The following is a 20968-nucleotide window of genomic DNA, read 5'->3' on the forward strand; positions in this document are numbered from 1 at the left end:
CCGTCGTGAGGGATCCCGGTGAGGATGTCCTCCGGCGGGGAGTGTGAGGACGAGGCCCTTTCCGGGCCGATGGGGGTCTGGGGGCGCGACCCCCGGGTGCCCGCACCACGAGACGACGAGAGGTTGACCCCAACGTGCACGACGTCATCGCCCGCGCCAACGCCTGGCTCGCCGAGGACCCCGACCCGGAGACCCGCGACGAGCTCGCCGAGCTCATCGAGGCCGGGGACGACACCGAGCTCGCCGACCGTTTCGGCGGCACCCTCCAGTTCGGCACCGCCGGCCTCCGCGGTGAGCTGGGCGCGGGGCCCATGCGCATGAACCGCTCGGTCGTCATCCGCGCCGCCGCCGGCCTCGCCGCGTACCTCACCAAGAACGGCGGGACCGGCGGAGTCGTCGTCATCGGCTACGACGCCCGCCACAAGTCGGAGGACTTCGCGCGCGACACGGCGGCCGTGATGACGGGCGCGGGATTCCGGGCGGCCGTGCTCCCCCGCCCCCTGCCCACCCCCGTCCTCGCCTTCGCCATAAGGCACCTGGGCGCCGTCGCCGGGGTGGAGGTCACCGCCAGCCACAACCCGCCGCGCGACAACGGCTACAAGGTGTATCTGGGGGACGGCTCGCAGATCGTGCCGCCCGCCGACGCCGGGATCGCGGCGGAGATCGACGCGATCGACGCCCTGAAGGACGTGCCGCGTCCCGAGGCCGGCTGGCAGACCCTCGACGACGACGTCCTCGACGCCTATCTGGCCCGCACGGACGCCGTCCTCGCCCCGGACTCCCCCCGTACGGCCCGCACGGTGTACACGGCGATGCACGGCGTCGGCAAGGACGTCCTGCTGGCCGCCTTCGCCCGCGCGGGCTTCCCCGAGCCCGTCCTCGTCGCCGAACAGGCCGAGCCCGACCCGGACTTCCCGACCGTCGCCTTCCCCAACCCGGAAGAGCCCGGCGCGATGGACCTCGCCTTCGCCAGGGCCCGCGAGACCGCCCCCGACCTGGTCATCGCCAACGACCCGGACGCCGACCGCTGCGCCGTGGCCGTGCCCCACGAGGGCGACTGGCGCATGCTGCGCGGCGACGAGGTCGGCTCCCTGCTGGCCGCCCACCTCGTCCGGCGCGGCGCGCGGGGAGTCTTCGCGGAGTCGATCGTCTCCTCCTCCCTCCTCGGCCGCATCGCCGAGAAGGCGGGCCTGCCCTACGAGGAGACCCTCACCGGCTTCAAGTGGATCGCCCGCGTCGACGGCCTGCGCTACGGCTACGAGGAGGCCCTCGGCTACTGCGTGGACCCCGAGGGCGTACGCGACAAGGACGGCATCACCGCCGCCCTGCTGATCACGGAACTCGCCTCCTCCCTCAAGTCCGAGGGCCGCACCCTCCTCGACCTGCTCGACGACCTCGCCGTGGAGCACGGTCTGCACGCCACGGACCAGCTGGCGGTGCGGGTGCAGGACCTCTCGGTCATCGCCCGCGCGATGGAGCGGCTCCGCGAGCGGCCCCCGACCTCCCTCGCGGGCCTGGCCGTCACCAGGGCCGAGGACCTCACCCGGGGCACGGACACCCTGCCCCCCACCGACGGCCTGCGCTACACGCTGGAGGGCGCCCGGGTCATCGTCCGTCCCAGCGGCACCGAGCCGAAGCTGAAGTGCTACCTGGAGGTCGTGGTCCCGGTCGCCGCCCACGCCGACCTCCCGGCGGCCCGCGGCACGGCGGACGACCTGCTCAGCGCGATCAAGCGGGACCTGTCGGCGGCGGCCGGCATCTGACCCCGGAACGGAACCCCGAACACCTGCGGGGCACGCACGCCCCGCGGGTCTTCGGGGCGTGCGTGCGTAGGCGTGGTTCGAACGGCCACCCGCGCCATACGGGGGCGCTCGGACCTGCCCCGCCCGCACCGCGGGTTTCTCGCCGACGGCCCCGCCGCACGAGTCTCGTGCCCTGCCGCGGCACGACGAACTGCCCGCGGCATGGGGGCCCACCAATTCTGCGAGGGCACACGAGTCCCAGCGGGCCCTGCGGGGACACGCCCTGCGGGAGCATGCGGGCCCTGCGCGGCCATGCGGGCCCAGCAGGAGCATGCGCGGACACGCCGACCCAGCGGGAACATGCGCGACTTCACGCCGACCAGCAGGAGCACGCCCGCGAACACGCCGCCCCAGCGTGAACATGCCCGAACACGCCGACCCAGCAGGAGCATCCCTACCCGGGGGGGGCATACGCGGGCATGCGGGCCCAGCGGGGACATGCGGGCCCTGCGGGAGCATGCGCGAACACGCTGGCCCTGCGAGGGCACGGAAGCAAGCACGAACACGCCGGGACCCAGCGGAAGCATGCGCGAACACGCGGGCCTGGGACCCGCTGGGCTCACCCCTCTGCCCCGCCCCGCGAACCTCGCCCCGCCTTCCGCCTTCCGCCTTCCGCCCTTCGCCCTCGCCCTCGCGCACCCCCACCCCCACCCGCACCCGCACCCGCACCCGCACCCGCACCCGCACCCGCACCCGCACCCGCGAGCTTCGCGCCCCCGTGTGCCCTCGCGCCCCGTGTGCCGTCGCGTCCTGGTCGACGCCCGTCAGGGCAGGAACAGCACCGCCGCGCCGGCGATGCCGATGGCAGCCGCCAGAGGCCACAGCGCACGCCCGTGCTGCCGCTCGTCGGCCAGGCCGACCGGGCGGGCCGCGAGGTCGTGCCACATCGCGGTGATCTCGGCGGCGGTCCGCTCGTACGGGTGCACCAGGCCGATCCGGCTCTCCAGCCACGGCCAGCGGGGCGAGGCCACCCGCCACTCCTCGAACGAGTCCTGCCTGCTGTGGATCCGCAGCCGGGCGCCCTCGCACTCCACGGCCCGGACGTGATCCCAGGCGAGGTGCCGGGCCCCGCCCAGACCGTTGAACCACAGGCCCTCGCGGTCTGCGGTGACCCGCCAGGCGATCCGGCGCGGCAGCAGCAGGGAGGCGCCCAGAGTGGCGCCCAGGCCGGAGACGTGCCCCCACCATCCGGAGCCGTCCAGGTAGAGCGAGAGGAACAACAGCGCCAGCCCGACGGCGAGCCAGTCGGCCCATCCGGCACGCCACCGCCGCACCTGCACGAGGGCGGTCCGCTGGCCGGTCCGCTCGGCGACGGCCGCGGCGGCGGCCCCGCGCAGTTCCTCCTGCCGGGCCTCCCGGACGGCCTTCCCCTGCTCCGCCCTGGCCCTCCACCGGAAAGCGACGCCCGTGACCGGCCGCACGGGCCCCACGGACACCTCCACCACCGGCGGCTCACCGGCCTTGGCCGCGGCGGCGAAGAACACGACCTCGGCACCGTCGTAGGGGGCCCCGTACAGAACGGCCTCCCGCAGCGGCCCGACGCGCTCGTCGTCGATCCGCGAGATCAGCTCCCGAACGCCCTCGTCGACAGCCTCGTCGTCGTTGCCGTCGTCGTCCTCGATCTTCGTACTCGCGTCGACCTCGGTGATCGAGACCGTGAACAGGGGTCGCAGCGCGGCGACGTCGTCGGCGGCGAAGACCTCGTTCTCGACGTCGCCGTTCTCCCGCACGAGCACGCGCAGTACGGGGACGGGCGCCCGGCGCAGGCCGACGGCCCGGCGGCGGGCCAGCCCCGCGGAGAGCAGCACGGTGAGGCCGAGCCCGGCCAGGCACCAGCTTGCCGCCGCGACCGTGTCCCGGCCCTGGGTCAGGTCCCAGAGGCGCGCGGTGGCATAGAGGGCCCCTCCGGCGGTGACCGTGGCGAGCCCGGCCCACAGCAGGAACGTCCCCCGCTCCGCCCGGCCGCCCGACGTCTCGGGCACGCCGGACATCCCCGGCGCCCGGGGCAGCTCGGCGGTCACTCCCCCGGCGGCCTCCAGGAACGCCGCCCGCTGCCGCTTCCGTGCGGCCAGCCGCAGGCATACGGCCACCCAGACGCCCACGAGGGCGGCCAGGAGCCCGAGCCGCCCGAACCGGGCGAACTCCCCCAGCGTCAGAACGACGACAGCGGCGAAGGGTACGAGGGCCAGGGCCACCTCGGGCCGCAGCACCAGCCACACGAGGTGCAGGGCGACCAGTGCGGCACCCCAGGCGGGCAGTCCGACGGACCGGTCCAGCAGTCCGGCGCCCGCCACGGCCACCAACGGCAGCGCCAAGAACACGGACGTCCGCGCCCGCACGGGCACCCAGCGCGGCGGCAGCCCGCGCGTCCAGCGCCCCGCCGACTCGCCCTGCCAGGACCGGCACCCCTCGGGTATCGCCGCCCCGGGCAGCCGCAGAACCTCAGCAGAACGCGTACTCATGGCTCCCCCGGCCTGCCGGCCCACCGGATCTCCGGCCCCACGGAACGGCCGTCAGGAGCGGCGGCCGCGGCAGGGGGCCGACCGCCGTGCCGCCGCCCGCGCCCGGTCGGCCCGACGCCACGTGCCGACGACGACGGAGGGCCCCGTGATCCACGGCAACACCCCGATCACGATCCACCCCGATCCACCGCACCTCGAAACCCACCCCAAGCCCCCGGAACCTCACCCCACGGCCAGCAGAATCCCCAGCACCACGGCCCCCGCCACGGCCGGTCCCAGGATCTCCCAGGCCCACCGCACGGTCACCTCGCCCTGCGCGCTCTCCTCCTTCTCGCGCGCCTCCCACAGTTCCCGCAGCTCGTCCATGACCCGGTCGGTCTCGGCGCGCACGGGCCCGTCCGACACGGGGCCGGCGCCACGCGACAGCCCGCCGCGGAAGCCGGTGAGCCCGCCGAACCCGCTGATTCCGCTGTCCTGCCCGGGGGTCCGGCCGTCCCGCCGCGCGGCCCGTTCCGCCGCCGCCCGCGACTCCCGCTGGTTCGCCCGCTTCCGCGCCCGCAGCGAGACGGGAACGGACCACAGTTGGAACTTCGCGCCCGACGCGGCGACGACCTCGTTGGAGTAGCCGGACCGCAGCGAGGCCACCTGCCCCCACGGCAGCACGATCACCCGGAACGGATTGCGCACCCGGAGCCGGTCCCGGCCCGAGAACACCGCGGGCCGCAGCGTGAAGGCGACGATCAGCGGCACCACCAGGATCAGCGACGCGAGTGCCAGCCAGGGCGTGCTCCCGTGCCCCACGAAGATCGCGTCGAGGCCGAGCCAGCCCACCAGGCCCAGCAGCAGCACGCCGCCGCCCATGCCCGCGGGCGACCGGTAGATGCGGTCCTTGGTCTCGGGTGCCGGCTGCGGCGCGGGTGACTGGTCTTCCGGGGTCGTCATGGCCCCGATTCTGCCCGACGCCCACCGGCCCGCTCATCCGCAGCCCCGCCGTACACGAGGAGCACGGATGCATCCGCCGGGGTGTACACCTGCTACGCGCGTAGATATGCTCGTCTGGTGACCATGCCCACCAATGCACCTGCCCCCACCGGAGAACGCCCGGGAGGTACTCCCGGCGCTCACGCACTCATGGACGTGACCGCGTCCGACGGCTCGCTGCGCCGCTTCCTGCACGGGCTGCCCGGCGTCGACACGGTCGGCCTGGAGGCGCGCGCCGCCGCGCTCGGCACCCGTTCCATCAAGACGACCGCGAAGGCGTTCGCCATCGACCTCGCCATCTCGATGGTCGACCTGACGACGCTGGAAGGCGCGGACACCCCGGGCAAGGTCCGGGCGCTCGGCGTGAAGGCGGTCCACCCCGACCCGACCGACCGTACGACCCCGGCCACCGCCGCGGTCTGCGTGTATCCGGACATGGTCGCCACCGCCAAGGCCGCCGTCGCCGGCTCCGGCGTCAAGGTCGCCTCGGTCGCCACCGCCTTCCCGGCCGGCCGCGCCGCCCTCGAGGTGAAGCTCGCGGACGTCCGCGACGCCGTCGCCGCGGGCGCCGACGAGATCGACATGGTCATCGACCGCGGGGCGTTCCTCGCGGGCAAGTACCTGAAGGTGTACGACGAGATCACCGCCGTGCGCGAGGCGTGCGGGACGTCCGCCCGGCTGAAGGTCATCTTCGAGACGGGCGAGCTGTCGACGTACGACAACATCCGCCGGGCGAGCTGGCTCGGCATGCTCGCGGGCGCCGACTTCATCAAGACCTCGACCGGCAAGGTCGCCGTCAACGCCACTCCCGCGAACACCCTCCTGATGCTGGAGGCCGTGCGCGACTTCCGCGCCCAGACCGGCGTCCAGATCGGCGTGAAGCCCGCCGGCGGCATCCGCACCACCAAGGACGCGCTCAAGTTCCTCGTGCTGGTCAACGAGACCGCGGGCGAGGACTGGCTGGACAACCACTGGTTCCGCTTCGGCGCCTCCTCGCTCCTGAACGACCTGCTGATGCAGCGTCAGAAGCTGGCCACCGGCCGCTACTCCGGCCCCGACTACGTGACGGTGGACTGATCACCATGGCCTCTGTATTCGAGTACGCACCGGCTCCCGAGTCCCGCTCGGTCGCCGACATCGCCCCTTCCTACGGCCTGTTCATCGACGGCGAGTTCGTGGAGGCCGCCGACGGCAAGGTCTTCAAGACCGTCTCGCCGTCCACCGAGGAGGTCCTCTCCGAGATCGCCCAGGCGGGCGAGGCGGACGTCGACCGCGCGGTGCGGGCGGCCCGCAAGGCCTTCGCCAAGTGGTCCGCGCTGCCGGGCTCCGAACGCGCCAAGTACCTGTTCCGCATCGCCCGGATCATCCAGGAGCGCAGCCGGGAACTGGCCGTCCTGGAGACGCTGGACAACGGCAAGCCCATCAAGGAGACGCGCGACGCCGACCTTCCCCTGGTCGCCGCGCACTTCTTCTACTACGCGGGCTGGGCCGACAAGCTCGACCACGCGGGCTTCGGCGCGAACCCGAGGCCGCTGGGCGTCGCCGGCCAGGTCATCCCGTGGAACTTCCCCCTGCTGATGCTGGCGTGGAAGATCGCCCCGGCGCTCGCGACCGGCAACACGGTGGTCCTGAAGCCCGCCGAGACGACCCCTCTGTCCGCGCTGTTCTTCGCGGACATCTGCCGTCAGGCGGGCCTGCCCAAGGGCGTCGTCAACATCCTTCCCGGCTACGGCGACACGGGCGCCGCGCTGGTCGCGCACCCCGACGTGAACAAGGTCGCCTTCACCGGCTCCACGGCCGTCGGCAAGCAGATCGCGCGCACGGTCGCGGGCAGCCGCAAGAAGCTCACGCTCGAACTGGGCGGCAAGGGCGCCAACATCGTCTTCGACGACGCGCCGATCGACCAGGCCGTCGAGGGCATCGTCAGCGGCATCTTCTTCAACCAGGGCCAGGTCTGCTGCGCGGGCAGCCGACTCCTCGTCCAGGAGTCGATCCAGGACGAGCTGCTGGAGTCGCTCAAGCGCAGGCTCTCCACGCTCCGCCTCGGCGACCCGCTGGACAAGAACACCGACATCGGCGCGATCAACTCCGCCGAGCAGCTCTCGCGCATCACCACGCTAGTGGAGCAGGGCGAGGCGGAGGGCGCCGAGCGCTGGTCCCCGGCCTGCGAACTGCCCACGTCCGGTTACTGGTTCGCGCCGACCCTCTTCACCAACGTCACCCAGGCGCACACCGTCGCCCGCGACGAGATCTTCGGCCCGGTCCTGTCGGTCCTCAGCTTCCGCACGCCGGAGGAGGCCGTCGCCAAGGCCAACAACACGCCGTACGGCCTGTCGGCCGGCATCTGGACGGAGAAGGGCTCCCGCATCCTCGCGGTGGCGAGCAAGCTCCGCGCGGGCGTGATCTGGTCCAACACGTTCAACAAGTTCGACCCGACGTCGCCGTTCGGCGGCTACAAGGAGTCGGGCTTCGGCCGCGAGGGCGGCCGCCACGGCCTGGAGGCGTACCTCGATGTCCGATAAGACCGACAAGACCGAACAGCAGCGACTCAGCGTCTTCAAGACCTACAAGCTGTACGTCGGCGGGAAGTTCCCGCGTTCCGAGAGCGGCCGGGTGTACGAGGTGACCGACTCAAAGGGCAGGTGGCTGGCCAACGCACCGCAGTCCTCTCGCAAGGACGCCCGTGACGCGGTCGTCGCCGCGCGCAAGGCGTTCGGCGGCTGGTCCGGGGCGACGGCGTACAACCGGGGCCAGATCCTCTACCGCGTCGCGGAGATGCTGGAGGGCCGCAAGGGCCAGTTCGTCCACGAGGTCGCCGACGCCGAGGGCCTGTCGAAGTCCAAGGCCGCCGAGCAGGTCGAGGCGACGATCGACCGCTGGGTCTGGTACGCGGGCTGGACCGACAAGATCGCCCAGGTCGTGGGCGGCGGAAACCCGGTCGCCGGCCCGTACTTCAACCTCTCCTCGCCCGAACCGACGGGCGTGGTCGTGGTTCTGGCCCCGCAGGAGTCGTCCTTCCTGGGCCTGGTCTCGGTCGTCGCCCCGGTGATCGCGACCGGCAACACGGCGATCGTGATCGCGAGCGAGCGCTCCCCCCTGCCGGCGCTGTCGCTCGGCGAGGTGCTGGCCACCTCCGACGTGCCCGGCGGGGTCGTCAACGTCCTCTCCGGCCGTACGGCGGAGATCGCGGCGCCCCTCGCCGCCCACCAGGACGTCAACGCGATCGACCTCGCGGGCGCCGACGACGTGCTGGCGAAGGAGCTGGAGATCGCGGCGGCGGACAATCTGAAGCGCGCCCTTCGTCCACAGCCTGTGGGCGACTGGTCGGCGACCCCGGGCACGGACCGCATGACTGCCTTCCTGGAGACGAAGACGGTCTGGCACCCCACCGGTTCACTGGGCGCCTCGGGCTCGTCCTACTGAGGGCACTCGCCCACCGGGGGCCCCGCGGCAGGGGTCCCATGAGACGCGGAAGCCGCGTCGCCCCTCCGTCCGGGGGCGGCGCGGCTTCCGTCCGTGTGCCGTGTGGCGGCGGCCGGGTGCGCCGGCGTCAGCCGCCGAGCACCTTGGTCGCCTCGCCCAGCACCGGGATCGAGCCGATCGACTGCGCCTGGGCCACCGGCCCGGTGAGCATCTGGGAGGTCAGCGGCTTGAAGTCGGCGAGCTGGGTGCCGACGCCGTTGTCCAGCGGGTCGACCCCGGTGCCCGCGAGGGGATTGGGCTTGAGGCCGGAGACGGCGCCGGTGACGTACGACAGGGAGCCCAGCGCCCCCTGCACGCCCGCCTGGGGGTCGAGATGACCGACCGAGGTGGGCCTCGTCCGCACCACGTCGACGACCGGCTCGCCGGTGGCCGCGGCGGCGGTTCCGGCGCCGGCGCCCAGCGCGACTCCGGCGGTCGCGAGGGCGGCGAGGGCGCGCCGGCCGGTGGAGGTCTGGGGAGATGCGTGTCGGGCCATCGCGGTGCCGCCTTCTGCTGCTCAAGGTGATCGGGTCGACACGAAGGGTAGTTGAGGTGTGACGCGCGCATCAAAGCCGACCCGCGGGGTCGTTGACGGCCGGGGGCATGCCTCACACTGGTGTCCCGTGACCTCCCCTCCGCCCATACCGACGCGAGTCGTGCTGCTCTGCGGCCCTTCCGGCTCCGGCAAGTCCCTGCTCGCCGCCCGCTCCGGCCTTCCGGTGCTGCGGCTCGACGACTTCTACAAGGAGGGCGACGACCCGTCGTTGCCGCTGGTCGCCGGGAGCTCCGACATCGACTGGGACCACCCCGGATCGTGGGACGCGGACACGGCCGTCGCCTCGATCGTGGAACTGTGCGGCACGGGCCGTACGAACGTTCCCGTGTACGACATCTCGCTCAGCGCCCGCACCGGCGCGGACGCGGTCGACATCGGGCGGACCCCGCTGTTCATAGCGGAGGGCATCTTCGCCGCCGAGATCGTCGAGCGGTGCCGGGAGCTGGGCGTCCTGGCCGACGCGCTGTGCCTGAGCCGCGGCGCGGTGAAGACCTTCCGCCGCCGTTTCCTGCGCGATCTGAAGGAGGGCCGCAAGTCGGTGCCCTTCCTGTTGCGCCGCGGCTGGCGTCTGATGCGCGCCGAACGCTCCATCGTCGCCCGCCAGACCGCGCTCGGGGCGCACGCCTGCGACCGCGACGAGGCGATGGGCCGCCTCGCGGCAGCGGCAGCGGGCCGCCGCACGACAGCGGAGAACACCGCGACCGTCAAGTGAGCGACCACGACGGCGCGCGACCGGGTCCGCGGGAGCGGCGCCGGTTCGGTCGTGAAAACGGGTGAACGGGACTGGATGGACCCCCCGGCCCTCCAGCCCCGCTCACTCGGTGCTCCCCCGTGTCCCCCCGGGGTGGTGCTTCCCCCGTGCTTGCGCGGTACCGCTCCGCCGAACGTCCCCCGTCGGATCCCCCCGGTACCGCTTCCCCCGTGTTTCCCCCGTTACCGGCTCCCCTGAGCGGAGCCGGCCCTTCCCCCGTTCACCCTCAGGCGACAAGCTCCCCGAAGGCGTCTTCCTCGTCACGGCCGAAGCTGAGGACCTCGTCCTCACGCAGCCGGCGGAGCGACCGCCAGATGCTGGACTTCACCGTGCCGACACTGATGTCGAGGATCTCCGCGATCTCCGGGTCGGTGCGGCCCTCGTAGTAGCGGAGGACCAGCATCGTCCGCTGGAGTTCGGGGAGCCGGGTCAGCGCCTGCCACAGGACCGCGCGCAGTTCGGTGCCGCGCATCGCGTCCGTGTCGCCGGGCGTCTCCGGCAGTTCCTCGGTCGGGTACTCGTTCAGCTTGCGGCGGCGCCACGCGCTGATGTGCAGGTTGGTCATGGTCCGGCGGAGGTATCCGCCGACCGCGGCCTTGTCACTGATGCGGTCCCATGCCCGGTACGTCGAGAACAGCGCGCTCTGGAGCAGGTCCTCGGCCTCGAAGCGGTCGCCGGTGAGGTGGTAGGCGGTTGCGTACAGGGAGGCGCGGCGCTCCTGGACGTAGGCGGTGAACTCCGCCTCGCTCAGCGAACGACGCTCCCCCGAGTCCTCCCTGTACGCGGCTCCCCCGTGGGCCGCGTGTTCCCCCGTGTCGACCACCGTCATGAACGTGCCGTGCTGACGCCCGGTGCCGCGACCGCACCCCCGCCCGGCCACAGCACCGGACTTCTCGGAACCCCGGTTCACGTCGTGCAGACGCGTGACGACCGCGACTGCGTTGGTGCTCATACCGTGCAGCGTGTTCATCTCGCGCCCCCCGTCGTGGACTTACCGGTGTTCGGTCTCGCTCCGGTCCGGCTCCGCTGTCGTTCCGCGTCGCCTTGCCCGTGACCAAAAGATTGCCCGGGCCACTTCATCGCCGTGTCCGCCGACTGTCACAGACCTGTCACAGGGGCCTGTCAGGGGAACACCACAGCGCGTCCAAAGGCTTGCGCGGTACCGCAGTTGACCTGGTCTGCGCAGGTCGCCACGGGGCCCCGCCGGGTGACTCCCGGCATGGCGCTGTTCGACTCCCGCCCCCGCGTTTCCACGCGCACGCGGTAGTGACTACGCCCCTCCCCGGCCTCCCCCCTCCCGGCCTCACGCGCCTGCCCGCATCCGGGCCGGTCCGGATGCGGGAGGGCCAGGTGCGCGAGGGCCGGATGCGCGAGGGCCGGATGCGCGAGGGCCGGGTGGCCTGCGCGTTCCGCGGACGGACGCCGGCCCGCGCGTCGTCGTCCGCGCCGGGACGACGCCCGGCGGCTCGGGCCGACGGGCGGATCACGGTGACCCGGGGCCGTGTCCGGACGGCGGTCCCGCCGGGCCGGTACCTCCTCGGCCGCCGTGCCGATCTCGTCGTCCGGGACCCGCCGTGGCTGCCCGGCCGGCCCTCCGCGGCTCCGGAACCGGGCGTCCACGACGAGAACAGCACGATGCCGGGCGGATTCCTGACCGGTCTCGGGAAGCACCCGAGGCCCGACGGTGAGGGCCGGCCGATCCGGTCCGGTCCGGCCGAACGGCTCGGTCGGTGCGCCGCGCGAACTGCTCGGATTCGTCGAAACCGCAGGTCTGCGGGTTGCGGACCGTACCGATGTGCGGTCCGTGCACAGTCGTTCGCGGCACGTGTCCGCCCCCCTGCACGCCGCCCGCGCCGCCGAGACCACCTCCCCCGGCGCCTCCTCCCCACCCCACGGGTCGAACGACAGGCCCCTCATGGGCCAGAATGAGCCCGTGCCTTCCCTGTTGCTGATCGAGGACGACGACGCCATCCGTACGGCCCTGGAGCTCTCACTGACGCGCCAGGGACACCGGGTGGCCACCGCTGCCAGCGGTGAGGACGGTCTGAAGCTGCTGCGCGAGCAGCGGCCGGATCTCATCGTGCTGGACGTGATGCTGCCCGGCATCGACGGATTCGAGGTGTGCCGGCGCATCCGGCGCACCGACCAATTGCCGATCATTCTGCTCACCGCGCGCAGCGACGACATCGACGTGGTCGTCGGGCTGGAGTCCGGCGCCGACGACTACGTCGTCAAACCCGTGCAGGGCCGGGTGCTGGACGCCCGGATCCGGGCCGTGCTGCGGCGCGGGGAACGCGAGTCGAACGACTCGGCGACCTTCGGCAGCCTCGTCATCGACCGCGCGGCGATGACGGTGACGAAGAACGGTGAGGACCTCCAGCTCACCCCGACCGAACTGCGGCTGCTGCTCGAGTTGAGCCGGCGGCCGGGACAGGCGCTGTCCCGGCAGCAGTTGCTGCGGCTGGTGTGGGAGCACGACTACCTGGGCGACTCACGGCTGGTGGACGCCTGTGTCCAGCGGCTGCGGGCCAAGGTGGAGGACGTGCCGTCGTCCCCAATCCTGATCCGTACCGTGCGTGGCGTCGGCTACCGCCTGGACGCCCCTCAGTGACACAGCCGCAAGGGGGGCTCCGCGGCTGGTCCGCGGCGCGCAAGGGAAGACTGTCGCGGCTGCGTCTCACCAGCCTGCGGCTGCGGCTCGTCGTCGTCTTCGGGGCGGTGGCGCTGACCGCCGCCGTGTCCGCGTCCGGCATCGCGTACTGGCTCAACCGCGAGGCCGTGCTGACGCGTACCCAGGGTGCGGTGCTGCGGGACTTCGAGCAGGAGATGCAGAACCGGGCGGGTTCGCTGCCCGAGCATCCGTCGCAGGACGAGCTCCAGCACACCGCCGGGCAGATGGCCAACAGCAGCCAGCGCTTCAGCGTGCTGCTGGTGGGCGAGGACTCCGGGGGCAAGACCGTCTTCGGGAACTCGGGCGGGCTGAACGGGTTCGCGCTGGAGGACGTGCCCGAGTCGCTGCGCACGGCGGTGAACAAGCGGCAGGACGTCACGGGCGGCAACAAGTCGCCGTACCACGTGTACTGGCAGCGGGTCGTGGACCACGGCACGCCGTATCTGGTGGCTGGGACGAAGGTGATCGGGGGCGGGCCGACCGGGTACATGCGCAAGTCGCTGGAGCCGGAGGCCAAGGATCTCAACTCGCTGGCCTGGTCGCTGGGGATCGCCACCGGACTCGCGCTGATCGGGGCCGCGCTGCTCGCGCAGGCCGCCGGGACGACCGTGCTGAAGCCGGTGCACCGGCTGGGCATCGCGGCGCGGCGGCTCGGAGAGGGCCGGTTCGACACCCGGTTGCAGGTGTCCGGGACGGACGAACTCGCCGATCTCTCACGGACCTTCAACCGGGCGGCCGAGTCGCTGGAGAAGCGGGTCGCGGACATGGCCGCGCGGGACAACGCCTCGCGGCGGTTCGTCGCCGACATGTCGCACGAGCTGCGGACGCCCCTGACCGCCATCACCACCGTCGCGGAGGTGCTGGAGGAGGAGCTGGACGCCGAGTCGGGCAGCATCGACCCGATGATCGAGCCCGCGGTGCGGCTGGTGGTCAGCGAGACGCGACGGCTGAACAACCTGGTCGAGAACCTGATGGAGGTCACCCGCTTCGACGCGGGTACGGCGCGGCTGGTCCTGGACGACGTCGACGTCGCCGACCAGATCACCCACTGCATCGACGCGCGCGCCTGGCTGGACGCGGTCGACCTGGACGCCGAGCGCGGCATCCACGCCCTGCTGGACCCGCGTCGCCTGGACGTGATCCTGGCCAACCTCATCGGCAACGCGCTCAAGCACGGCGGCTCGCCGGTCCGCGTGTCGGTGTCGGCGGCGGACGACGCGGTCGTCATCTCCGTGCGCGACCACGGGCCCGGCATCCCCGAGGAGGTGCTGCCGCACGTCTTCGACCGGTTCTACAAGGCGAGCGCCTCCCGGCCGCGCTCCGAGGGCAGCGGGCTCGGCCTGTCCATCGCCCTGGAGAACGCCCACATCCACGGCGGCGAGATCACCGCGGCCAACTCCCCGGAGGGTGGCGCGGTGTTCACGCTGCGGCTGCCCCGGGGCGTCCTGGAGGTGGTGGAGCAGGCCGGTGAGGAGGGCGAGCGGGCGGTGCGGTCCGTGCCGCCCGCGCATTCCGTGCCGCCCTCGCATTCCGTGCAGTCCGGGCCGTCCGGGCAGGACAAGGGGGACGCGTCGTGACCATGGGCCGTGCGACCGTACGTCGGCTGCTCGCCGTTCCCGTGCTGGCCGGCCTGCTCGTCGGCTGCGGGATCCGGGCGACCGAGGTGCCGACCGACTTCGGGCCGGCGCCCTCCCGGGTGCACTGCTCGCTCACCGAGCCGGACGTGACGACCCAGGCCACCCGGGCGGGCGTGCCGGTGCAGGTGTTCCTGCTGTGCGGTTCCTCGCTGGTGGCCGTCGACCGGTCCGTGCGGGTGCCGAACGGCGCGGCGGACTTCGAGCGGCGGGTGCTGGTGGCGCAGGGCCTGCTCGACCAGCTCGCCGAGTCGCCGTCGGCCGCCGAGAAGGAGGCCGGGTACACGACGGACCTGCGCGGCGGCATGACGGTGCGCGGGCCCGGTCCGAAGGATCCGGACGACGCGCTGCGGCTGAGCACCCAGCCCGGCGACCTGACCTCGTACGCCCTCGCCCAGCTCGTCTGCACCTTCTCCGACTCGGCGGCGGCCGAGGGCGACGGCTCGGTGGTCCTGGGCGGCCCCGGCTCCGACCCGCTGCGCCGCTACGCGTGCACCGACGAGGTCCGGTCCCGCCCCGGCAGCACGGAGCCCCCGTCATCGGTGGTCACCGAGACCGGCTGAGCCGCCGTCGCGCAGGAGTGTCCGACGATCGGCGGACCAGGGGCCGCCCGGTGTGGCGGACGCCTCATGACACGCCCGGCGGTCGTGGTCGTCGCAGGTCACCGTCTGTCGAGGGGCGGTGGCCGGAGCGCGGGGCGGGCGACCGGTGCCGGTGTCACGGGACAGGCCGGAACCGATCGTGCCGGGGGGCGCGTCTTGGGGGGCGTGCAGCGTCAAGGCTCCATCGGCGGCAGCGCCGCGATCCGCATCCGCGCGACCGGGATTATCCTCCTGGCCGCCCATCTCGTGTTCGTCGCCTGGGTCGCGCTGCGCCCGCTGAACGTCCCCTGGGTGGTACCGGCCAATCTCCACCCGTTCGACGGGATCCGGGCCGACCTGAGACTGGGCTGGCCCGAGGCGGCCCGGCGGATCGGCGAGGGGCTGGGGCTGCTGGCCCCGCTGGGCTTCCTGCTGCCGCTGGTGCACGGCAGGCTCCGGGTGTCGCCGCTCGCCTCCCTGATCCGTACGGTCACGGCGGGCGCCCTGCTGGCGCTGGGCATAGAGCTGCTCCAGACCGGGGTGCCCGGTCAGGTCGTGGACGTCGACTCGATGCTGCTGAACACCGTGGGCGTGGCCCTCGCGCATGTCGCGGTGGTGCCGGCGGTGCGCGGGTGGCTGCGCCGCAGGGACGAGCGCCGGGAGCCTGCCGCGGTCCGTCAGGAGGAGGCCGCTCAGGGGCTGACCCCGAGGATTACCAGGGTCGGTGTCGCACCGTAGAGCGACGCTTCGTCCCCTTCGTCACCGTAGCGTTGACGTCAGATGGAGCAGCCGCAGGGGCCGCCTCCGTCCCCCACTCTCGACTTCGCTCGAGCGGGTGGGGCCCCCATCGCTCACGAAGGAGCCGCAGATGTCCAGCCTCACTCGCCCCACCCACGGCCGCATGATCGGCGGAGTGTGCGCCGCGCTGGCCCGGCGCTTCGGCACCTCCGCGACCACGATGCGCGTGATCTTCCTGCTCTCCTGTCTGCTGCCCGGCCCGCAGTTCCTGCTCTACATAGCGCTGTGGATCCTGCTCCCGTCCGAGGACAAGGCGGCGCGCACGGCCTGGTGACGGTCGTCCGCAGCAACGCCGTTGGGGCGCACCCGGTACTACCGGGTGCGCCCCAACGGCGTTGGCGCGCGTGACGGGCGGCGCCGCTCAGCCCAGCGGGAGGCCGTTCACCGGCAGGCCGTGCGTGGGCAGGCCCTGAAGCGGCAGACCACCGAGCAGACCGGCGACGGGCGCGGTCGGCCCCCCGGCGAGCAGCTTCTCGGCGACCGGCTGGGCGGCGGCCAGGCCCGCGCCGAGGGCCGGCTGGGCCTGCGACAGCGCCTCACCGGCACCGGGCAGCGCACTGGCCACGCTCTCCGCCGGCAGCGTCCTGTTGATGCCGTCCAGGGCCTGGGAGGCGTCCGGGACGGCGGGGGCGGCGTTCGCGGCACCCGCGCCGACGGCGGCGAAGGCGGCACCGAGAGCGGCGACACCGAGGGTCTTGGCAGCAGACTGCTTCATGATGAATGCGTCCTCGAATGGGATACGGGGAACTGAGCGGTTCTCGACCGTAAACACGGAGAGGGGTCGGCGGCAAACATCGAAATGCGGACGGATTGTGAACACCCGCCAGCGTCCCGCGCTCCGGGAAACCCGGCGCTCAGCCTTCCGTGGCCACAGAACCACTGGTGGAGGCGGTCTGCTGGAACAGCCATTCGGACTTCAGCTCGGAATAGCCCGGCTTGATCACGTCACTGATCATGGCAAGTCGTTCATCGAAAGGAATGAATGCTGACTTCATAGCATTGACAGAGAACCACTGGAGATCGTCGAGCGTATAACCGAACGCGTCGACAAGGTGCTCGAATTCCCGGCTCATGCTGGTGCCGGACATCAGACGGTTGTCCGTGTTGACGGTGGCCCGGAAGTGGAGCCGGCGCAGCAGGCCGATGGGGTGCTCGGCGTAGGAGGCGGCCGCTCCGGTCTGGAGGTTGGAGCTGGGGCACAGCTCCAGCGGGATGCGCTTGTCGCGGACGTAGGACGCGAGCCGGCCGAGCTTCACGCTGCCGTCGGCGGCGACCTCGATGTCGTCGATGATGCGCACGCCGTGTCCGAGCCGGTCGGCGCCGCACCACTGGAGCGCCTGCCAGATGGACGGCAGCCCGAAGGCCTCGCCGGCGTGGATGGTGAAGTGGTTGTTCTCGCGCTTCAGGTACTCGAAGGCGTCGAGGTGCCGGGTGGGCGGGAAGCCGGCCTCCGCGCCCGCGATGTCGAAGCCCACGACCCCCAGATCCCGGTAGCGGTTGGCGAGTTCGGCGATCTCCAGGGCGCGGGCCGCGTGCCGCATGGCGGTGAGCAGGGCGCCGACGCGGATGCGGTGCCCGTTGTGCCGGGCCGTCCGTTCACCCTCCCGGAAGCCCTCGCTGACGGCCTCGACGACCTCTTCGAGGCTCAGTCCGCCGTCGAGGTGCTGCTCGGGGGCGTACCGCACCTCGGCGTAGACGACGCCGTCCTCGGCGAGGTCCTCGGCGCACTCGCGGGCGACGCGGACGAGCGCGTCGCGGGTCTGCATCACGCCGACGGTGTGCGAGAACGTCTCCAGATAGCGTTCCAGCGAACCGGAGTCGGCGGCCTCCCGGAACCAGACCCCGAGCTTGTCCGGGTCGGCCTCCGGGAGTTGGCCGTAACCGGCGTCCCGGGCGAGGTCGACGATCGTGCCGGGGCGCAGCCCGCCGTCGAGATGGTCGTGCAGCAGAACCTTGGGTGCCCGCCGGATCTGGTCCGAGCTCGGGGTGATGCCCGTCTGGGTGCTCTGGCTCGTCATTTCCGCACTCTAACTCCTACGCGCGTAGACGGCGCGTTGTACAACTCCGCCGATATGTAACGGTGACCGCACGGACGGGTGGAGTACATCGACGCTTCTGACACTGTTCTGTCATGGCACAGGATGTGACGCCGGTTCGCACGGTCCGGCTCGGGAGGGCGCTCGGCCCGGCGCCGACGGCGGTGAGCGGGGTGGTGCTGCTGCTCCCGGGCGGCGAGGAGGTCTCCAGCCGCAGACCGTCCACCGTGTGGACGGCCGGCTTCGTGCGGGGGCTGGGGCGCGGGCTCGCCCGGGCGGGACGCGAGGAGGGTCTCGTCATCCATACCGTGCACTACCGCTACCGAGGCTGGAACGGCAGCGAGGCGCATCTCGCGGCCGACGCGTCCTGGGCGGCCGACGAGGTCGTACGGCGTTACGGGGACGTCCCCGTGTGCCTGGCCGGCGTCGACATGGGCGCGCGGGCCGCACTGCGGGCGGCCGGTCACGAGGCCGTCAACTCCGTGCTGGCGATCGCTCCCTGGCTGCCGGAGGAGGACATGGCCGCCGCACCCGAACCGGTGAAGCAGCTGGCCGGGCGGCGGGTGCTGATCGCGCACGGCACGAAGGACGAGCGCTGCGACCCCGAGCTGTCGTTCCGGCTCGCGGCGCGGGCGAAGAAGGCGAACCGGGACGTGTGCCGGTTCGAGGTGCACGCCGACGGCCACGGACTGCATCAGTACCGGAGTGAAGTCCTCGCGCTGGCCGAGGACTTCGTCATGGGGGCGCTGTTCGGACGGCCGCTCTCCCGGCCGGTGGAGGACGCGCTGGCCGCCCCGCCGCCGCTCGGACTGCGGATGCCGCTGGCCGTCGGGTTCGGCAAGTCGTTACGGCGCCGGGGACGCCTCTGAGGCGCTGCTTCAGTGCGGCAGCAGATTGCCCCTTCTCGACAGCAGGAATTTCTTGAAGGCCGCCACCGGAGGGGTGTCCGGGTGCCCGTCCAGCCAGGCCACCCCGATCTCCCGGGCGGCGCGCGGGGCGGTCACCGTCAGCTCCACCACCCCCGGCCGGGCCACGGCCGGCGGCGGCAGCAGCGCCACGCCGAGACCCGCCGCCACCAGCCCGCGCAGGGTTTCCGCCTCTTCGCCCTCGAAGGCGATCCGGGGACGGAACCCGGCCTCCTTGCAGAGGTCGTCGGTGATGCGGCGCAGGCCGTAGCCGGGTTCCAGGGTCACGAAGGTCTCGTCGGCGGCCTCGGCGAGACGGACTCGTCTGCGGGCGGCGAGACGGTGGTCGGCCGGGACCACCAGCCGCAGCTTCTGCTCGTCGAGGCGGCGGCCCACGAGGTCGGGGGCGTCCGGGACCGGCGAGGTCAGACAGAGGTCCAGCTCCCCCGCCCGCAGCCGCTCGAGCATCGCCTCGCCGTAGTTCTGGACGAGGCTGAAGCGGACGCGCGGATGATCGGCGCGGAAAGCGTGGATCAGACCGGGGACGGTCTCGGCGCCCATGGTGTGCAGAAAGCCGAAGGCGACCTTGCCGGTGGCCGCGTCGGCGTCCGCCCGGACCTCGTCGGCGGCCCGCTCGATCTCGTCGAGGGCGCGCTCGACGGAGCCGAGGAAGGTGCGCCCGGCCGGGGTGAGGGAGACCGTGCGGCCGTGGCGGGCGAACAGGTCGACGCCCAGGTCCTGTTCGAGGCGGACCATGGCCCGGGACAGCGTCGACTGCGGGACCTGCATCTCCTGCGCGGCCCGCGTGACGTGCTCGGTACGGGCGACTCCGGCGAAGTACGCGAGCCGGGGGGCCAGCAGCCTCCCCATGTCCGCCATGTCTTCTGTGTCACTGGACGGTGACAGGCGACCCTCTGACCTCTGCTGATGCACCATGGGAACGATTATGACGATTCCATGCATTGGACGGATGAGCGGGGGCGTACGTAACTTCGAGGCATGTCTCCCGCCAGTACCGGGGCGTCCACGCTCGTGGGCGCCGCGTCCCCCGCTCCCGTCTCCTCCGACTCCCGTATGGCCCCCGGCGACCCCGGCTACCGCCGGATGAGCTTCGCGCTCTTCCTCGCCGGTGTGGCGACCTTCGCCCTGCTGTACTCGACGCAGGCGCTCCTGCCGCTGATCTCCGGTGACTTCGGGGTGGCGGCGAGCCGGGCGAGCTGGACGGTGGCGGCGGCGACCGGCGGGCTGGCGCTGTTCGTGCTCCCGATGAGCGCCCTGTCGGAGCGCTACGGCCGCCGCACCGTGATGACGGCCTCGCTGGGCGTCGCGGTGGGCGTCGGCGTACTGGTCCCCTTCGCGCCCTCCCTGGGCACCCTGGTCCTGCTGCGGGCGGTGCAGGGCGCGGCGCTGGCCGGGCTTCCGGCGTCGGCGACCGCGTACCTGGCCGAGGAGGTCCGGCCGAAGGCCCTCGTCACGGCGATCGGCCTGTTCGTGGCGGGCAACAGCGTCGGCGGGATGAGCGGCCGGGTCATCACCGGCTGGGTCGCCCAGGAGTGGGGCTGGCGGGTGGCCGTCGGGGTGATCGGCGTCCTTGCCGTGGCCTGCGCGGTCGCCTTCCGGCTGCTGCTGCCCGCGCCGAAGCACTTCAGGACGGGGTCACTGGCGCCCCGCGTCCTGCTCCGCACGGTCCGCGAGCACCTCGCCAACCCGCTGCTGTGCCGCCTGTACGCGATCGGCGCGCTGTTCATGACGGTCTTCGGCGGCGTGTACACGGTGATCGGCTACCGGCTGACGGAGGCCCCGTTCTCCCTTCCCCAGGGCATCGTCGGCTCGATCTTCCTGGTGTACCTGGTGGGCACGGTGTCGGCGTCCACGGCGGGCCGGCTGGTCGGCCGCCTGGGCAGGCGCGGCGCGCTGTACCTGGCGGGTGGCACCACGGCCGGCGGACTGCTGCTGTCACTGGCGGACTCGCTGGTTCCGGTCCTGCTGGGCCTGGTCCTGATCACTGCGGGCTTCTTCGCGGGGCACGCGGTGGCGTCCTCGGCGGTCAGCAGGACGGCGACGACCGGCCGCGCGCAGGCCTCCGCCCTCTACCAGTCCGCGTACTACATCGGCTCCAGCACCGGCTCCACGGTGGGCGCGCTGGCCTTCCACTCGGGCGGCTGGGCCGGCACGGTCGGCGTGGGTGTCCTGGCGGTGCTCGGCGTCGTGACGATCACGGTGTTCGGGACGCGGGCGGCCCGTCGGGAGACGCTGGTCGCCGCGCACTGAGCATCCCGCGGCCTCCCCCTGCTCGGGGCCGGTTGTCAGTGGTGGCACGTAGCCTCCG

At 72.7% G+C, this 20968-nt stretch carries 19 protein-coding genes; 12 read left to right on the forward strand and 7 right to left on the reverse strand.

Annotation, left to right across the window (positions count from 1 at the left end; translation table 11 throughout):
- Positions 1-134: 134 nt before the first annotated feature.
- A complete protein-coding gene (locus tag ACIPFH_RS10340) occupies positions 135-1763 on the forward strand; it encodes a phospho-sugar mutase (RefSeq protein ID WP_401824820.1) in 1629 nt (542 codons plus the stop codon).
- Positions 1764-2566: 803 nt separating this feature from the next.
- On the opposite strand, the gene ACIPFH_RS10345 is transcribed toward ACIPFH_RS10340, so the two are convergent.
- Together ACIPFH_RS10345 and ACIPFH_RS10350 are read right to left on the reverse strand one after the other, a co-directional pair.
- Entirely contained in the window at positions 2567-4264 is a 1698-nt protein-coding gene (locus ACIPFH_RS10345; RefSeq protein WP_401824822.1) for a hypothetical protein, read from the reverse strand.
- Between the two features lie 222 nt (positions 4265-4486).
- A complete protein-coding gene (locus ACIPFH_RS10350) occupies positions 4487-5206 on the reverse strand; it encodes a PH domain-containing protein (RefSeq protein WP_401824823.1) in 720 nt (239 codons plus the stop codon).
- Between the two features lie 123 nt (positions 5207-5329).
- Between ACIPFH_RS10350 and deoC the strand changes: the two genes are divergently transcribed.
- From deoC to ACIPFH_RS10365, 3 genes are read left to right on the forward strand one after another with little or no spacing between them, the layout of a single operon-like run.
- On the forward strand, positions 5330-6322 hold the full coding sequence (gene deoC / locus ACIPFH_RS10355; RefSeq protein ID WP_356255626.1) for a deoxyribose-phosphate aldolase: 993 nt from the start codon (positions 5330-5332) through the stop codon (positions 6320-6322).
- 5 nt (positions 6323-6327) lie between these two features.
- A complete protein-coding gene (locus ACIPFH_RS10360) occupies positions 6328-7767 on the forward strand; it encodes an aldehyde dehydrogenase family protein (RefSeq protein WP_356255593.1) in 1440 nt (479 codons plus the stop codon).
- On the forward strand, positions 7757-8668 hold the full coding sequence (locus tag ACIPFH_RS10365; protein WP_401824825.1) for an aldehyde dehydrogenase family protein: 912 nt from the start codon (positions 7757-7759) through the stop codon (positions 8666-8668). Before ACIPFH_RS10360 ends, ACIPFH_RS10365 begins: the two co-directional genes overlap by 11 nt.
- Positions 8669-8795: 127 nt before the next feature.
- Here the strand turns inward: ACIPFH_RS10365 and ACIPFH_RS10370 are convergent, their stop codons facing one another.
- Positions 8796-9203, reverse strand: coding sequence for a hypothetical protein (locus ACIPFH_RS10370; protein WP_401824827.1), 408 nt, complete (start codon positions 9201-9203; stop codon positions 8796-8798).
- A 58-nt stretch (positions 9204-9261) separates the two neighbouring features.
- On the opposite strand from ACIPFH_RS10370, the gene ACIPFH_RS10375 reads away from it, so the two are divergent.
- Positions 9262-9975, forward strand: coding sequence for a uridine kinase (locus ACIPFH_RS10375; RefSeq protein ID WP_401824829.1), 714 nt, complete (start codon positions 9262-9264; stop codon positions 9973-9975).
- A gap of 265 nt (positions 9976-10240) precedes the next feature.
- Here ACIPFH_RS10375 and ACIPFH_RS10380 read toward each other — a convergent pair whose 3' ends face one another.
- The gene (locus ACIPFH_RS10380; RefSeq protein ID WP_401824831.1) at positions 10241-10984 is read right to left on the reverse strand and encodes a SigE family RNA polymerase sigma factor; all 744 of its coding nucleotides are present in this window, start codon (positions 10982-10984) and stop codon (positions 10241-10243) included.
- Between the two features lie 963 nt (positions 10985-11947).
- On the opposite strand from ACIPFH_RS10380, the gene afsQ1 reads away from it, so the two are divergent.
- The 5 genes from afsQ1 (at position 11948) to ACIPFH_RS10405 (ending at position 15972) form a co-directional block, all read left to right on the forward strand.
- Positions 11948-12625, forward strand: coding sequence for a two-component system response regulator AfsQ1 (gene afsQ1 / locus ACIPFH_RS10385; protein ID WP_356255614.1), 678 nt, complete (start codon positions 11948-11950; stop codon positions 12623-12625).
- Positions 12622-14262, forward strand: coding sequence for an ATP-binding protein (locus ACIPFH_RS10390; RefSeq protein WP_401824833.1), 1641 nt, complete (start codon positions 12622-12624; stop codon positions 14260-14262). Before afsQ1 ends, ACIPFH_RS10390 begins: the two co-directional genes overlap by 4 nt.
- A gap of 2 nt (positions 14263-14264) precedes the next feature.
- Complete coding sequence (locus tag ACIPFH_RS10395) at positions 14265-14882, forward strand: hypothetical protein (protein WP_401825134.1); 618 nt, start codon at positions 14265-14267, stop codon at positions 14880-14882.
- A gap of 204 nt (positions 14883-15086) precedes the next feature.
- The gene (locus ACIPFH_RS10400; protein WP_401824834.1) at positions 15087-15638 is read left to right on the forward strand and encodes a VanZ family protein; all 552 of its coding nucleotides are present in this window, start codon (positions 15087-15089) and stop codon (positions 15636-15638) included.
- Positions 15639-15768: 130 nt separating this feature from the next.
- Positions 15769-15972, forward strand: coding sequence for a PspC domain-containing protein (locus ACIPFH_RS10405; protein WP_401824836.1), 204 nt, complete (start codon positions 15769-15771; stop codon positions 15970-15972).
- Positions 15973-16059: 87 nt separating this feature from the next.
- On the opposite strand, the gene ACIPFH_RS10410 is transcribed toward ACIPFH_RS10405, so the two are convergent.
- Positions 16060-16413: an ATP-binding protein gene (locus tag ACIPFH_RS10410; protein ID WP_356256824.1), complete on the reverse strand. Its 354-nt coding sequence runs from the start codon at positions 16411-16413 to the stop codon at positions 16060-16062.
- 139 nt (positions 16414-16552) lie between these two features.
- The gene (locus ACIPFH_RS10415) at positions 16553-17716 is read right to left on the reverse strand and encodes an adenosine deaminase (RefSeq protein ID WP_401824838.1); all 1164 of its coding nucleotides are present in this window, start codon (positions 17714-17716) and stop codon (positions 16553-16555) included.
- Positions 17717-17829: 113 nt separating this feature from the next.
- Here ACIPFH_RS10415 and ACIPFH_RS10420 point away from each other — a divergent pair, with 113 nt between their 5' ends.
- Positions 17830-18603 (forward strand): alpha/beta hydrolase, encoded by a 774-nt coding sequence (locus ACIPFH_RS10420; RefSeq protein ID WP_401824839.1) that lies wholly within the window; start codon positions 17830-17832, stop codon positions 18601-18603.
- 9 nt (positions 18604-18612) lie between these two features.
- On the opposite strand, the gene ACIPFH_RS10425 is transcribed toward ACIPFH_RS10420, so the two are convergent.
- Positions 18613-19575 (reverse strand): LysR substrate-binding domain-containing protein, encoded by a 963-nt coding sequence (locus ACIPFH_RS10425; protein WP_401824841.1) that lies wholly within the window; start codon positions 19573-19575, stop codon positions 18613-18615.
- A 63-nt stretch (positions 19576-19638) separates the two neighbouring features.
- Between ACIPFH_RS10425 and ACIPFH_RS10430 the strand changes: the two genes are divergently transcribed.
- Positions 19639-20910 (forward strand): MFS transporter, encoded by a 1272-nt coding sequence (locus ACIPFH_RS10430; RefSeq protein WP_356256837.1) that lies wholly within the window; start codon positions 19639-19641, stop codon positions 20908-20910.
- The last annotated feature ends 58 nt before the right edge of the window (positions 20911-20968 follow it).

It is taken from the genome of Streptomyces sp. NPDC088157, from assembly GCF_044741545.1.
GTDB lineage: Bacteria > Actinomycetota > Actinomycetes > Streptomycetales > Streptomycetaceae > Streptomyces.

What these genes read in the sequence shown, in the direction of transcription:
- ACIPFH_RS10405 (WP_401824836.1), top strand. Translation starts at nt 15,769, where the DNA reads ATGTCCAGCCTCACTCGCCCCACCCACGGCCGCATGATCGGCGGAGTG.
- ACIPFH_RS10420 (WP_401824839.1), top strand. Translation starts at nt 17,830, where the DNA reads ATGGCACAGGATGTGACGCCGGTTCGCACGGTCCGGCTCGGGAGGGCG.
- ACIPFH_RS10380 (WP_401824831.1), bottom strand. Translation starts at nt 10,984, where the DNA reads ATGAACACGCTGCACGGTATGAGCACCAACGCAGTCGCGGTCGTCACG.
- ACIPFH_RS10360 (WP_356255593.1), top strand. Translation starts at nt 6,328, where the DNA reads ATGGCCTCTGTATTCGAGTACGCACCGGCTCCCGAGTCCCGCTCGGTC.
- ACIPFH_RS10430 (WP_356256837.1), top strand. Translation starts at nt 19,639, where the DNA reads ATGTCTCCCGCCAGTACCGGGGCGTCCACGCTCGTGGGCGCCGCGTCC.
- ACIPFH_RS10425 (WP_401824841.1), bottom strand. Translation starts at nt 19,575, where the DNA reads ATGGTGCATCAGCAGAGGTCAGAGGGTCGCCTGTCACCGTCCAGTGAC.
- ACIPFH_RS10410 (WP_356256824.1), bottom strand. Translation starts at nt 16,413, where the DNA reads ATGAAGCAGTCTGCTGCCAAGACCCTCGGTGTCGCCGCTCTCGGTGCC.
- ACIPFH_RS10415 (WP_401824838.1), bottom strand. Translation starts at nt 17,716, where the DNA reads ATGACGAGCCAGAGCACCCAGACGGGCATCACCCCGAGCTCGGACCAG.
- ACIPFH_RS10345 (WP_401824822.1), bottom strand. Translation starts at nt 4,264, where the DNA reads ATGAGTACGCGTTCTGCTGAGGTTCTGCGGCTGCCCGGGGCGGCGATA.
- deoC (WP_356255626.1), top strand. Translation starts at nt 5,330, where the DNA reads ATGCCCACCAATGCACCTGCCCCCACCGGAGAACGCCCGGGAGGTACT.
- ACIPFH_RS10395 (WP_401825134.1), top strand. Translation starts at nt 14,265, where the DNA reads ATGGGCCGTGCGACCGTACGTCGGCTGCTCGCCGTTCCCGTGCTGGCC.
- ACIPFH_RS10370 (WP_401824827.1), bottom strand. Translation starts at nt 9,203, where the DNA reads ATGGCCCGACACGCATCTCCCCAGACCTCCACCGGCCGGCGCGCCCTC.
- ACIPFH_RS10350 (WP_401824823.1), bottom strand. Translation starts at nt 5,206, where the DNA reads ATGACGACCCCGGAAGACCAGTCACCCGCGCCGCAGCCGGCACCCGAG.
- ACIPFH_RS10365 (WP_401824825.1), top strand. Translation starts at nt 7,757, where the DNA reads ATGTCCGATAAGACCGACAAGACCGAACAGCAGCGACTCAGCGTCTTC.